Source organism: Xanthomonas bonasiae, assembly GCF_017163705.1.
Lineage (GTDB): Bacteria > Pseudomonadota > Gammaproteobacteria > Xanthomonadales > Xanthomonadaceae > Xanthomonas_A > Xanthomonas_A bonasiae.
On sequence record NZ_JAFIWB010000015.1, the window covers coordinates 100,690 to 114,084 of the forward strand.

General features: G+C 71.9%; 7 protein-coding genes. All 7 read right to left on the reverse strand.

All coding sequences use genetic code 11. From position 1 onward, the window contains the following. Positions 1–613 precede the first annotated feature (613 nt). On the reverse strand, positions 614–2,788 hold the full coding sequence (gene glgX, locus JR064_RS13930; protein ID WP_179567463.1) for a glycogen debranching protein GlgX: 2,175 nt from the start codon (positions 2,786–2,788) through the stop codon (positions 614–616). 9 nt (positions 2,789–2,797) lie between these two features. Next, entirely contained in the window at positions 2,798–2,986 is a 189-nt protein-coding gene (locus tag JR064_RS13935; protein WP_179567461.1) for a DUF2934 domain-containing protein, read from the reverse strand. Positions 2,987–3,030: 44 nt separating this feature from the next. Then, entirely contained in the window at positions 3,031–5,652 is a 2,622-nt protein-coding gene (gene treY / locus JR064_RS13940; RefSeq protein WP_206230099.1) for a malto-oligosyltrehalose synthase, read from the reverse strand. Continuing rightward, positions 5,649–7,604: a 4-alpha-glucanotransferase gene (gene malQ / locus JR064_RS13945; RefSeq protein ID WP_206230100.1), complete on the reverse strand. Its 1,956-nt coding sequence runs from the start codon at positions 7,602–7,604 to the stop codon at positions 5,649–5,651. The genes treY and malQ overlap by 4 nt, the downstream gene beginning before the upstream one ends. 155 nt (positions 7,605–7,759) lie before the next feature. Then, positions 7,760–9,496: a malto-oligosyltrehalose trehalohydrolase gene (gene treZ, locus JR064_RS13950; RefSeq protein WP_206230113.1), complete on the reverse strand. Its 1,737-nt coding sequence runs from the start codon at positions 9,494–9,496 to the stop codon at positions 7,760–7,762. A gap of 61 nt (positions 9,497–9,557) precedes the next feature. Continuing rightward, on the reverse strand, positions 9,558–11,807 hold the full coding sequence (locus tag JR064_RS13955) for a 1,4-alpha-glucan branching enzyme (RefSeq protein ID WP_225209867.1): 2,250 nt from the start codon (positions 11,805–11,807) through the stop codon (positions 9,558–9,560). Then, positions 11,804–13,375 carry a glycogen synthase GlgA gene (gene glgA / locus JR064_RS13960; RefSeq protein WP_191825220.1) on the reverse strand — a complete coding sequence of 524 codons (1,572 nt, stop codon included), beginning with the start codon at positions 13,373–13,375 and terminating at the stop codon, positions 11,804–11,806. Before glgA ends, JR064_RS13955 begins: the two co-directional genes overlap by 4 nt. Between the last annotated feature and the right edge of the window lie 20 nt (positions 13,376–13,395).

Below are 13,395 nucleotides of genomic sequence, written 5' to 3' on the forward strand. Positions count from 1 at the left end.
CACAACTGACAACATGGGCATCTAAAATTCGCCAACGCTCCCTGTAGGAGCGGCTTCAGCCGCGACGAGCGAAGTCGCAGTGTCTCGGCATCGCGGAACGCCCCGAAACCGATGGCCCGAGCCATCGCGACATGTTGAACCCGGATGGGCCTACGGCTGCGGAGACAGTCGCGGCTGAAGCCGCTCCTACAGTGAACCGCCTGGAATCTGCCGCGATCCTCTGTAGGAGCGGCTTCAGCCGCGACGAGCGAAGTCGTAGTGTCTCGGCATCGCAGAACGCCCCGAAACCGATGGCCCGAGCCATCGTGACATGTTGAACCCGGATGGGCCTACGGCTGCGGAGACAGTCGCGGCTGAAGCCGCTCCTACAGTGCACCGCCTGGAATCTGCCGCCATCCTCTGTAGGAGCGGCTTCAGCCGCGACGAGCGGAGTCGCAGTGTCTCGGCATCGCAGAACGCTCCGAAACCGATGGCCTGAGCCATCGCGACATGTTGAATCCGGATGGGCCTACGGCTGCGGATACGGTCGCGGCTGAAGCCGCTCCTACACAGGGGGCTTGTCTGTACGACAGCGGCCCAGCGATTGATCTGGGCCGCTGTCTGCCGCTTCGCGTTACGCCGCCGGTGCCGGCGGCGGCGCCGCATTCTGGTGCTGGGCGGCGGCGACCTTGCCGTCGCGTTCCGCGGCCAGCAGGGTCAGCGAGCGGCAGATGCCATGCCATTGCGAGCCGCCGGGCAGGCCGTGTTCGTGGTCGCGTTCGGCGGTGTCGATCAGCACGCGCCAGTGCTCGCCTTCGACCATCGGCAAGGTGAAGGTCACGTCCTCGGTGGCGCCGTTGACGATCATCAGCAAGGTCACGTTCGACGCGGCCTGGCGCAGGCCGCTGGACGGCGCCTTGCCGTCCAGGCGCATCATCAGCGCGCGTGCGTGCGGATCGTGCCAGGACGCATCGTTCATTTCCTCGCCGTCCGGCGCCAGCCAGCTCACGTCCTTGATGCCCAGTTCTTCGTCGTAGACGCCGTCGAAGAAGCGTGCGCGGTGCAGCAGCGGATAGTGCGCGCGCAGGTGGGTCAGGCGCGTCACGAACGCGGTCAGCCGCTGCGCGCGCTCGCCGCTTTCCCAGTTCAGCCAGGTCAGCTCGTTGTCCTGGCAGTAGGTGTTGTTGTTGCCGCCCTTGCTGCGCCCGAACTCGTCGCCGGCCAGCAGCATCGGCGTGCCCTGCGACAGCAGCAGCGTGGCCAGCATGTTGCGCATCTGCCGCAGGCGCAGTGCGTTGATCTCAGGGTCGTCGCTCTCGCCCTCGACCCCGTAGTTGGCCGAGATGTTGTTGTCCGAGCCGTCGCGGTTGTCCTCGCCGTTGGCCTCGTTGTGCTTGTGCTCGTAGCTGACCAGGTCGTGCAGGGTGAAGCCGTCGTGGGCGGTGACGAAGTTGACCGAGGCGGTGGGGCGGCGGCCGCGGTGGTTGAACAGGTCGGCCGAGCCGGTCAGGCGCGTGGCCAGTTCCGCCAGCTGGCCTTCGTCGCCGCGCCAGAACGCGCGCACGTTGTCGCGGAACTTGTCGTTCCATTCCGACCAGCCGGGCGGGAAGCCGCCGACCTGGTAGCCGCCGGGACCGACGTCCCACGGTTCGGCGATCAGCTTGACCTGGCTCAGCAGCGGATCCTGGCGGCAGGCGTCGAGGAAGCCGCCCTTGGGATCGAAGCCGTGGTGTTCGCGGCCGAGGATGGTGGCCAGGTCGAAGCGGAACCCGTCCACGTGCATCTCCGACACCCAGTAGCGCAGCGAGTCGTTGACCATGCGCAGCGCGCCGGCATTGGTCAGGTCGAAGGTGTTGCCGGTGCCGGTATCGTTGATGTAGAAGCGGCGGTCCTGCGCCAGGCGGTAGTAGCTGGCGTTGTCGATGCCCTTGAACGACAGCGTCGGCCCCAGTTCGTTGCCTTCGGCGGTGTGGTTGTAGACCACGTCCAGGATCACTTCCAGCCCGGCGTGGTGCAGGCGCGCCACCATCTGCTTGAACTCGGCGACGGTGCGCGTGGCCATGTAGCGCGGCTGCGGCGCGAAGAAGCCGATGGTGTTGTAGCCCCAGTAGTTGCGCAGGCCCTGCTTGAGCAGATATTCGTCGTCGACGAAGGCGTGCACCGGCAGCAGTTCCACCGCGGTCATGCCGAGCCGCTTGATGTGCTCCACCACCTCGTCCACCTTGAGCCCGGAGAAGGTGCCGCGCCAGGCCTCCGGCACCGACGGATGGCGCATGGTGGTGCCGCGCACGTGGGTCTCGTAGATCACCGTGCGGTCCCAGGGCGTCTGCAGGCGCTGGTCCTTGCCCCAGGTGAAGGCCGGATCGATCACCGCGCACTTGGGCACGTAGGCGGCGCTGTCGCGGCGGTCGAAGCTCAGGTCCGCGTCCTTGTGGCCGATGGTGTAGCCGAACAAGGCAGGCGCCCATTTCAGCTCGCCGACCAGTTGCTTGGCGTAGGGATCGAGCAGCAGCTTGTTGGGATTGAAGCGGTGCCCGGCATCGGGCGCGTACGGACCGTACACGCGGTAGCCGTACAGCTGGCCGGGGCGCGCATCGGGCAGGTAGCCGTGCCAGATTTCGTCGGTGTACTCGGGCAGCACGATGCGCTCGACCTCGCGGCCGCGCTCGTCGAACAGGCACAGTTCGACCTTGGTGGCATTGGTCGAGTACAGCGCGAAATTGACGCCCAGGCCGTCCCAGGTGGCGCCGAGCGGATACGAGCGGCCTTCGCGGATGCGGGAGCGGCGGGCGAGCTTGCGAAGCGGCATGCGAAATCCTTACGACGTGGCGGGGCCGTTGCCGGCCGGGGAAAGCGAGTGGTCTTGCGGATCGGCGCGGGCTTCGGCGTCGACCAGGCGTTCGGCCATGGCCCAATGACGGGCGGCGCGGCCGTCGGGCCGGCCTTCGGCTTCCCAGATTTCGTGTGCGAGTTGTTCGATGCGGCGCTGGCGTGTTTCTGCGTCCATGGCGGTCTTGTCGGGGGAAGGTGGCCAGCACGGCCACCGGCATGTCAGGGAACGGCGGCCAGCACGGCCACCGGGAAGTCGGCGAGCAGGTCCGCCACCGGCATCGAGGCCGATGCCGCGAGGTCGCGCCCGCTCAGCACGTTCCTGTACTGTGCCGCGGGCAGCGTCAGAAAGGTGTTACGCCAATCCAGTTGCGCGCGCAGCGGCGCCGCCGCATCCAGCGGTTGCGCCGCGGCGGTCAGGCGCGGCACCACCACCAGCAGGGTCTGGCCCTCGTGTTCGCGCGCGAAGCCGAGCACGTGTTGCGCGTACGGGCCCTGCGCCTGCAGCGGGCGATAGCGGCCATGCGCGAACAGCGCCGGATGCGCGCCGCGCAGGTGCAGCAGTTGCGCGGTCAGCCACGCCTTGACGTGGCCGCTGTGCCAGTCGCGCAGCAGCGCCGACGGCGCGGTGGCGTCGTGCAGCCAGGCCTGGCGCAGCGCGTAGTCCACCGGGCGGCGGTTGTCGGGATCGACCAGGGACAGGTCCCAGCCTTCGCTGCCCTGATACAGGTCGGGCACGCCGGGCACGCTCAGCCGCAGCGTGGTCTGCACCAGGCTGTTGAGCGCGCCGGCCGGGGCCAGCGCGGCCGCGGCCTGGGCCAGCGCCTCGCGCAGCGGCGCGCCGGCCGGCGCCAGCAGCGCCGCGTCCAGCAGTGCGCGCGCGCCGCGTTCGTAGGCCTCGTCCGGCCAGGTCCAGTAGGTGCGCAGCTTGGCCTCGCGGGCGGCCTTCAGCTGCCAGGCGCCGACGCGCTCGGCGTAGTCGGCCAGGCCGGCGGCATCGTCGCTGGCCAGTTCCAGCGGCCAGGCGGCGACCAGCATCTGCCACAGCATCAGCACGTCGCCGGGCAGCGGCGCGGCACTGCCGGCCGGCAACAGGTCGGCGGACAAGGCCTGGAAGCGCGCCACCCGTTCGGCCCACCACGGCGCCTGCGCGCTGAGCGCGGCCAGGCGCATGCGCACATCTTCGCCGCGCTTGTGGTCGTGGGTGGCGGTGGCCAGCAAAGCGCGCGGATGGTGCTGCGCGCGCGCGGCGTTGGCGGCGTGGAAGGCGTCCGGCGCCAGCGCGAACACGTCCGGGTCGCTGCCGACCTCGTTGCGCGACAGCAGCACGCCGTGGCGATAGAACGCGGTGTCCTCGACCGACTTGGCGTTGAGCGGCGCCGACAGTTGTTCGATGCGCCGGCGCACGATGCGCCGCAGCGCGATCTGCGCCTTGCCGGTGCCGCGGCCGTCGCGGCTCCAGCGCTCGATCGCGTCGATCGCCGCGCACACCCGCGGCTCGGCGCCGGCGCGCGCGTGCTGCGCGGCCTGCGCCAGGCGCGCCGCATCGGCTTCGTCCAGGCCATCCGGCCCGGCGTAGGTGCGGTACACCTCGAAGTGCCGCAACAGCGCCATCAGGCCGCGCGCCAGCATCTGCGGGCTGAACTCGCGGGTGGCCGGGTCCAGGTGCGCGGCGGCGGCCAGCGCCTGCACGGTGCGCACGAATTCGGTCTGCAGCGACCCTTGCAGGATCTCGTCGCGCGCGGCGCGCTGTTCCTGGCCGAAGTCGCCGCTGCGGCCGGTCTCGCGGCGCCACAGCGCGGTCAGCGGTGCGGCGCCGGCCGGGTCGTGCAGCACGCCGGCGACCTGGTCCATGAAGTCGTAGCCGGTGCTGCCGTCGCACGGCCAGTCGCTGCGCAACGTCTCCTGCGGTGCCAGGATCTTCTCGATGTACAGCGCGATGCCGCCGGCGGCGATGCCGCGGCGGCGCCCGGCGCGGTCCAGCTGCGCGCGCAGGCGCTGCACGTAGCCGGTGGGATCGGCCAGGCCATCGACGTGGTCCACGCGCACGCCATCGAGATGGCCTTCGGCGACCAGCCGCAGCGGCAGTTCGTGCACCGCGGCGAACACGTCGTTCTGCTCCACGCGCAGTGCCGCCAGCGAGGTGATGTCGAAGAAGCGGCGGTAGTTGAGCATGTCGTTGCCGACCCGCCACCAGGCCAGCCGGTAGCACTGGCGTTCGATCAGCCGATGCAGCGCGTCGTCGCCCAGCCGCGCGGCGTCGTTGAGCCGTGCCGCCCAGGCCTGGCGTGCGGCCGGCGGATCCTGGGCCACGGCGCCTTCCAGGCGGATCGGGAAGCGCTGGTCGTGGTGTTCCAGCTGCACCTCGCCGTCCTCGGCCACGCGCAGTTGCAGCGCGCCTTCGCTCAACGCCTGCGCGTAGGCGCGGTCCAGCACCGGCAGCCACAGCTTGCCGTCGCGTCCGGGCGCGCGCCAGTCGATGTCGAACCAGCCGGCGTGGCGGCTGCGCCGGCCATGCTTGAGCACGTCCCACCACCATGGATTGGCCGCGTGCGCGGCCATGTGGTTGGGCACGATGTCCAGGACCAGGCCCATGCCGTGCGCGCGCACGCGCTCGGACAGGTGCAGCAGCGCGGGCTCGCCGCCGAGTTCGGGATTGACCTGGCGCGGATCGGTGACGTCGTAGCCGTGGGTGGAGCCGGGCACGGCGGTGCCGATCGGCGACAGGTACAGATGGCTGATGCCCAGGCCGGCGTAGTAGGGCACCTGCGCGGCGGCGTCGAGCAGGGTGAATCCGGCGTGCAGTTGCAGGCGCGCGGTGGCGCGCAGCGGAGTGAAGCTCATGTGTCGGTTCCTTGCGCGGCGGAGGCGGTGCGGCGCGCGTGCGCGAACGCCTCCAGGCGGGTGGCGAGCGGCGCGCCGGCGGCCGCCGTGTCCGCCGCCGGCAAGCGCCGGCGCCAGTTCGGGTGGCCATCGACGGTGCCGGGCAGATTGGGTTGCTGGTCCAGGCCCAGCGCGTCCTCGGCCGGCAGCAGCGCCAGCGGCGAGGGCGTGGCGGCGACGAAGCGCAGCGCATCCAGTTCGGGGTCGTGCGCCTGCGGCAGCGCTGCGGCGACGGCGGCGTCCATGCGCGCCACGTCGGCGATGCGGGCCAGATGGTCGGCGCGTTGCTGCGCGGCATCGGACAGCTGCAGGCGGTGGCGCCAGTCGATGTCCTCGCCGCGGCGCCAGCCGCGCAGCGTCGGCAGGTCGTGGGTGGTGGTGGTGGCGATCGCGTCGCCGCGCCATTGCGCCGGCGCCAGGAACGCGCCCTTGGCGTCGCGGGTGAACAGCAGCACGTCGATGCCCATCACCCCGCGCTGCGACAGTTCGGCACGGATGCCGTCCGGCACCACGCCCAGGTCTTCGCCGATCACGAGCGCGCGGTGCCGCCACGATTCCAGCGCCAGCAGGCGCAGCAGGTCGTGCAGCGGATAGCGCAGGTACACGCCATCGGCGGAACTGGCGCCGCGCGGGATCGTCCACAGCCGCAACAGGCCGAGGATGTGGTCGATGCGCACGCCGCCGCGGTCGCGCATCACCGCACGCAGCAGGTCGATGAACGGCGCGAAGCCGCTGGCGCGCAGCCCGGTCGGCGAATACCCGCCGATGCCCCAGGCCTGGCCGTCGCCGTTGAACGCATCCGGCGGCGCGCCCAGTTCCAGCCCGGCCAGCACCGCCTGCGGCCAGGCCGCGGCCTCGGCGCCGCCGGGATCGAAGCCCACCGCCAGGTCGGCGATCAGGCCGATGCCCATGCCGGCATCGCGCGCGTGCCGCTGCACGCCGGCCCAGCTGCGCGCGGCCAGCCACTGCGCGAAGCTGTGCAGGGCCGGATCGGCATCGCCGAAATCGCGCGCGGCGAACGCGGCGTAGTCGTGCAAGGCGGCGCCGCGTTCGTGCTGGAACGCGGCGAAATCGGCATGCAGCGCGGCGTCGGCCTGGGCGAAGTCGGCGTGCAGCTGGCGCAGCCACTGCCACTTCGCGACAGACGAGGCCGGCCAGTCGATCAGCGCGCGGGTCTGCGCTTCGGCGAAGGCCTGTTGCAGCCCGGCGGCCTGCAGGGCGCGCTGCGCCATGGCGGTACCGAGCACGCGTGCCGGGGCGGCCTGCAGCGGATCCAGGAAACGGCGGTCGCCCGGCGAATACGGGCTGTAGTGCGTGCCGATCGGCCGCGCCGCATGTACCGGGCTCAACGCGATCGCATCGCCGCCGGCACGCGCGATGCGCTCGGCCCAGGCGGCGACGCCGTCCGCATCGCCGATGCCGGCGTCGTCCGGGCCTTGCGCCGAATACACCTGCAGCGACAGGCCCCAGCGCCGCGGCGCGTCCTCGCCGACCGCCTCGGCGACGCCGTAGCAACGCACCGGCGCCACCGCCAGCGTGGTGTGGCGGTCGCCGTGCTGCAGGGTCCAGTAGCCGTCGCGATCGATCGCAGCGAGGCGGCCCTGCGCATCGAAGCGGCCGTCACGGCGGCTGCCGTCCTCGTGCTCGAGCCGGTACGCCGCACCCGGCGTGCCGCCGGCGTCGATCGGCGTGCCGACGTCGGCGGTCAGCAGCGGCGCGGCGCTGCCGCCGCCGGCCTGCAGCTGGCGCAGGCTGTCGCGGCAGGCGGCATCGTCGCGTGCGTCCAGGCCGAGCGCACCGAGCACGCTGCGCAGCGTGTCCGTGCCGACCGTGCGCGGCGTGTCGGATGCGTCGATCCAGTCGACCAGCAGGCCGGCGGCGGACGCCAGGGTGTGCAGGGGGGTATCGGTCATGGGCGAGTCGGGGCCGCGGCAATGGGGGAAAGAAGGACGCACCGCCGTCGCCGCGCGCGCCGCGCACCTGTCAGGCAGGCGCACGCTCGCGGACGACGCACGGGAGGGGCAGCGTGCCGGAAGCGCTGTCGCGATGGCGTCGCGACAGCCCGCGCTCACGTGGCGGAACCGGCCCGGTAGCGGGCGACGAAGGCGTTCGGCGGCAGCTGCGCCGGATCGTCGCCGGCGTTTTCGGCATGGACCGTCGCGCCAGGCAGATCCAGCGCCACCGGCGTATCGCCGAAGTTGGCCGCCACGTGCCACTCGCCCCCGCCCAGGTTCCAGCCCGCGGCCACCGCCTTCGGCCCCAGCATGCGGGCGCCCACGGCGCGTGCCTGGGGCAACGCCGGTACCAGATGCTGGCGGCGCAGCGCCATCAGCGCCACGAACCAGTCGCGCCAGCGCGCGCCGTCGCCGTGGGTGGCATCGCTGATGTCGGCGATGGACGCTGCGAACGTGCTCGGCGCGTTCGGGTCGGGAATGGTCGCGCGCTGCTCAGGATCGGCGAACGCGGCGAAATGCGCGAACTCGCGGCGCCGGCCTTCGCGCACCGCCTCGTCCAGCGGCGGCGCGAAGTCGGTGAAGAACAGGAACGGGGTGCGGCTGCCCCACGGCTCGCCCATGAAGAACAGCGGGATCATCGGGGTCAGCGCGGTCAGCGCCAGCGCCGCGCGCAGCGCCGGCTCGGACACCTGGGTGATCAGCCGGTCGCCGCGCGCGCGGTTGCCGATCTGGTCGTGGTTCTGCGCGAAGATCACGAACTTGTGCGGCGGCAGCTGCGCGCTCGGTTCGCCGCGCGCATGCCCGCGGTGGTCGGCCTGGCCCTGGTAGGCGAAGCCTTCGCCCAGCACCCGCGCCAGATGCTGCGCCGGCGCGTCGGCGAAGCCGGCGTAGTAGCCCTCGTCCTCGCCGGTCAGCAGCACGTGCAGGCTGTTGTGGAAATCGTCGTCCCATTGCGCGCTGTAGCCGCGCTCCAGCACGCCGGCCTGGTTGGCCTCGTTCTCCAGCACCAGATGCACGTGGCGCCCGGCCGGCACGCTGGCCATGATCGCCTCGCGCAGCGTGTCCAGGAACGCGTTCGGCACGATCGCGTGCACCGCGTCCAGGCGCAGGCCGTCGAAGCGGTACTCGTGCAGCCACATCAGCGCGTTGTCGATGAAGTAGCGCTGCACCGGCGCGAGCCGGAAGTCGATCGCCGCGCCCCACGGGGTCGGCGCGTCTTCGCGGAAGAACGCCGAGGCGTACTGGCCGAGGTAGTTGCCGTCCGGGCCGAAGTGGTTGTAGACCACGTCCAGGAACACGCTCAGGCCCAGCCCGTGGGCCTCGTCGATCAGCGCCTTGAGTTCGTCCGGATGGCCGTAGGCCGCGGCCGGCGCGTACGGCAGCACGCCGTCGTAGCCCCAGTTGTGGCGGCCGGGGAACGCGGCCAGCGGCATCAGTTCGATCGCGGTGACGCCCAGCGCCGCCAGCGTCCGCAACTGCGCGCGCAACCCGGCGTAGCCGCCGCAGGCGCCCACGTGCAGTTCGTAGAACACCGTTTCCGCCCACGGCCGGCCGCGCCAGGCGGCGTGCTGCCAGCGATAGCCGTCGCTGGCCAGCACCGCGCTGGCGCCGTGCACGCCGTCGGGCTGCCAGCGCGAGGCCGGGTCCGGCACCGGTTCGCCGCCGTCGATCGCGTAGCGGTAGCGGGTGCCGGCGGCGCAGGCGATGGTCGCGGCGAAATAGCCGTCCGCGGCCGCGGCCAGCGGCTGCCGGCTGCCGTCGTCGAACACGATGTCGACGCTGCTCGCGTCCGGTGCCCACAGCACGAAGGCGACTGCGCCGTCGGCGGTGGGCCAGGCGCCCTGGCGCAGTGCCGCGGGCGAAGCGGTTGCCGCGTCGCCGGTTGGCGTTGCGCTCGTTGCGATGTTCAAGTCAATGCTCCGCTTGCAACCAGAGGGTGGACAGCGGCGGCAAGGTCAGCGCCAGCGATTGCGCGTGCCCGTGCATCGGCTGCGCGATGCTGCGCAAGGCGCCGCCGTTGCCCTGGTTGGAGCCGCCGTAGTGGCCGCTGTCGGTGTTGAGGATTTCGCGCCACAGCCCGCCGCGCGGCACGCCCAGGCGGTAGTCGTGATGCACGTTCGGGGTGAAATTGCTCACCGCCAGCAGCGGCGGCGCGCCGCCTGCGCGGTCGTGGCGCACGAAGGCGAACACGCTGTTGCGGTGGTCGTCGGCCACGCTCCATTCGAAGCCTTCCGCCGCGCGGTCGCTGCGGTACAGCGCCGGCAGCGCGCGCAGCTGGCGGTTGAGGTCGCCGACCAGCCGCGCCACGCCGCGATGCTCCGGGCGCTGCGCCTGCGCCCAGTCGAGCGCGCGGTCGTGGTCCCATTCCTGCCACTGCCCGAACTCGCCGCCCATGAACAGCAGCTTGCGTCCCGGGTGCGCCCACATGAAGGCCAGATAGGCGCGCAGGTTGGCGAAGCGCTGCCAGGTGTCGCCGGGCATCTTCGCCAGCAACGAACCCTTGCCGTGCACCACTTCGTCGTGCGACAGCGGCAGCACGAAGTGCTCGGAGAACGCGTACACCAGGCCGAAACTCATCTCGCTGTGGTGGTGCTGGCGGTGGATGGGATCGCGCCGCATGTAGCTGAGCGTGTCGTGCATCCAGCCCATGTTCCACTTGTGGCTGAAACCCAGCCCGCCCTGCTCCGGCGGTGCGGTCACGCCCGGCCAGGCGGTGGATTCCTCGGCGATCACCCGCACCCCGGGGAAGCGTTGCGCGATCTCGGCGTTGAGCCGGCGCAGGAACGCGATCGCCTCCAGGTTCTCGCGCCCGCCCTGGGCATTGGGCACCCATTCGCCCTCGTTGCGGCCGTAGTCGCGGTACAGCATCGCCGCCACCGCATCCACGCGCAGGCCGTCGACGTGGAAGCGCTCGATCCATTCCAGCGCGCTGCCGATCAGGTAGGCGACCACTTCGGCGCGGCCGTAGTTGTAGATCAGCGTGTTCCACTCGCGGTGCACGCCTTCGCGCGGATCGGCGTGTTCGTACAGCGCGGTGCCGTCGAAGCGCTGCAGGCCGTGCGCGTCGTCGGGAAAGTGCGCGCCGACCCAGTCCAGGAGCACCCCGATCCCGGCCTGGTGGCAGGCATCGACGAAGCGCGCGAAACCGTCCGCGTCGCCGTGCCGCGCGGTCGGCGCGTACAGGCCCAGCGGCTGGTAGCCCCAGGAGCCGCCGAACGGATATTCGGTGATCGGCAGCAGTTCGATATGGGTGAAGCCCAGTTCCTGCACGTAGGGGATCAGCTGCGCGGCCAGCGCGTCCCACTGCAACGGCTGGCCGTGCGCGTCGTGGCGCCAGGAGCCGGCGTGCAGCTCGTAGATGCTCATCGGCTGCGCGGCACCGGCGCGGGTTTCGCGCTGCGCCAGCCAGGCCGAGTCGTGCCAGGCGAAATCGGCGGCGCTGGGCACCACCGACGCGGTGTCCGGCGCGCGCGTGCTGTGGCGGGCGACCGGGTCGGCCTTGCGCGGCAGCGGCGTGCCGTCGGCGTCGAGGATCTCGTATTGGTAGTGCTCGCCGCCGCGCAGCCCGGGCACGAACAGTTCCCAGACGCCGGCCTGGCGATGCAGGCGCAGCGGATGGCGGCGGCCGTCCCAGCCGTTGAAGTCGCCGACCAGCGCGACCCGCCGCGCATGCGGCGCCCACACCGCGAAGCGCACCCCGTCGACCGTGCCGATACGGGTGTGGTGCGCGCCCAGCGCGGTGCGCAGCGCGGCGCCGTCGCCCTCGGCCATGCCCTGCAGCCAGGCCTCGTCCAGCACCGGGCCGAACGCGTAGGGGTCGTCGATTTCCTGCACGGCGTCCGGCCACACGATGCGCAGCCGATAGGCCGTCGTGGTCTTCAGTTCGCCTTCGAACACGCCTTCGGCCTCCGGGTGCGCGCGCATCCGCGCCACCAGTTTGCCGTTGCCGTCGAGCAGGCCCAGCGCATCGGCGCCCGGGACCAGCGCGCGCACCCGGATCGTGCCGTTCTCGTCGGCGTGCGGGCCCAGCCAGGCGAACGCGTCCACCGCTTCGCCGCGCGCCAGCGCCTGCAGGGCGAGGCGTTCGCGTTCGTCGTTCGCCGCTTCCAGCGGCGCGTCCCACACCGGGATCGCGTCCGGCGCCTGTTCCCGTTCGCTCATGCCACCGCCGGCGATAGCGGAGCGGTGCGGTCGTACAGGGCCATGTACTTGCGTCCGGCCAGGTCCCAGCCGCTGGGCCGCAGCATCGCCGCGCGGCGCATCGCCTGCAGCAGGCCCGGCAGGCGGAAGGTGCGGAACACCCGCTGCAGGCAGCGGCGCAGGCCGTCGGCGGAGGGCTCCTCGAACAGGAAGCCGGTCACGCCATCGTCCACGGTATCGATCAGGCCGCCGGTGGCGTGCGCGATCGGCAGGCTGCCGAAGCGCTGCGCGTACATCTGGCTCAGCCCGCAGGGTTCGAAGCGCGACGGCATCAGCAGGAAGTCCGAACCGGCGAACATGCGCCGCGCCAAGCGCTCCTCGAAGCCGATATGGGCGCCGACATGGCCGGGGAAGCGCCGCGCCAGCGCCGCCACCGCCTGCTCGATCTGCGGCTCGCCGCCGCCGATCACCACGATCTGGCCGCCGGCGGCGACGATCTGCGGCGCCACCTCGCAGATCATGTCCAGGCCTTTCTGGTGCACCAGCCGCGACACCACCGCGAACAGCGGGCCGTCGCTGTCGATCAGGCCGAACGCGCGGCGCACCTGGGCGGCGTTCTCGCGCTTGCCCTGGACCTGGTCGATGCCGAAATGGGTGTGCAGATGGTCGTCGGTGCGCGGGTCCCAGCTGGCGTCGATGCCGTTGACGATGCCGCTGAGGCGGCCGCTGGCGGCATGCCGGGCCAGCAGCGTGTCCAGGCCGCAGCCCTGCGCCGGTCCGGTGATCTGCGCGGCGTAGCTGACGCTGACCGTGTTGACGTGGTCGGCGTGGACAATGCCGGCGCGCAGGAACGACATCTGCCCGTAGAACTCCAGGTCCTGCAGGCCGTTGTCGGGGATGCCCAGCGTGCCGGCCATCGCGTACGGGAACAGGCCCTGGTAGGCCAGGTTGTGGATGGTCAGCAGGCACGGCGTGTTGCCGCCGGACCAGCGCACATAGGCGGCGGCCAGCGCGCACGGCCAGTCGTTGAGATGCAGCAGGTCCGGATTCCAGTCCAGCCCGGCGCGGCCGCCGGCGATCTGCGCGGCGGCGTGCGACAGCGTGGCGAAGCGCAGCGCATTGTCTTCCCAGTCGCGGCCTTCGCTGGACACGTAGGGCGAACCCTGGCGCTCGAACAGCTGCGGGCACAGCAGCACGTACACGCACAGGCCGTCCGGCCGGTCCGCGCGGCCCAGCGCGCAGGCCGGCAGCCCGGCGTGGGCGGCGACGTGGCCGACGATCTCCAGCGGACCGGTCTTGCGCAGCACCGCCGGGTAGCCGGGGATCAGCACCCGGATGTCGCAGCTGCCGCGCAGCGCGCGCGGCAGCGCCGCGGCGACGTCGCCCAGGCCGCCGGCCTTGATGAAGTCGGCCATTTCCGAGGTCACGAACAGGCTGGCGCGGCGCGGCGCCGGCTGCAGCTTGACGGTGACCTCGGCGGTGCGGATGAAGCGTCCGCGCGCATCGCGGTGGCGGCGCCGGGGCGCGCGCAGCACCGGGTGGGTGTCGCGTTGTCTATCGGGCAGATCGGCGGGCGGGGGAGGCGACATTGGCGATTCCGTCGGGGAGG

Excerpts from the sequence above, each read along its gene's own strand:
- glgX (WP_179567463.1), bottom strand. The coding sequence starts at position 2,788 with ATGCCGCTTCGCAAGCTCGCCCGCCGCTCCCGCATCCGCGAAGGCCGC.
- JR064_RS13935 (WP_179567461.1), bottom strand. The coding sequence starts at position 2,986 with ATGGACGCAGAAACACGCCAGCGCCGCATCGAACAACTCGCACACGAA.
- treY (WP_206230099.1), bottom strand. The coding sequence starts at position 5,652 with ATGAGCTTCACTCCGCTGCGCGCCACCGCGCGCCTGCAACTGCACGCC.
- malQ (WP_206230100.1), bottom strand. The coding sequence starts at position 7,604 with ATGACCGATACCCCCCTGCACACCCTGGCGTCCGCCGCCGGCCTGCTG.
- JR064_RS13955 (WP_225209867.1), bottom strand. The coding sequence starts at position 11,807 with ATGAGCGAACGGGAACAGGCGCCGGACGCGATCCCGGTGTGGGACGCG.
- glgA (WP_191825220.1), bottom strand. The coding sequence starts at position 13,375 with ATGTCGCCTCCCCCGCCCGCCGATCTGCCCGATAGACAACGCGACACC.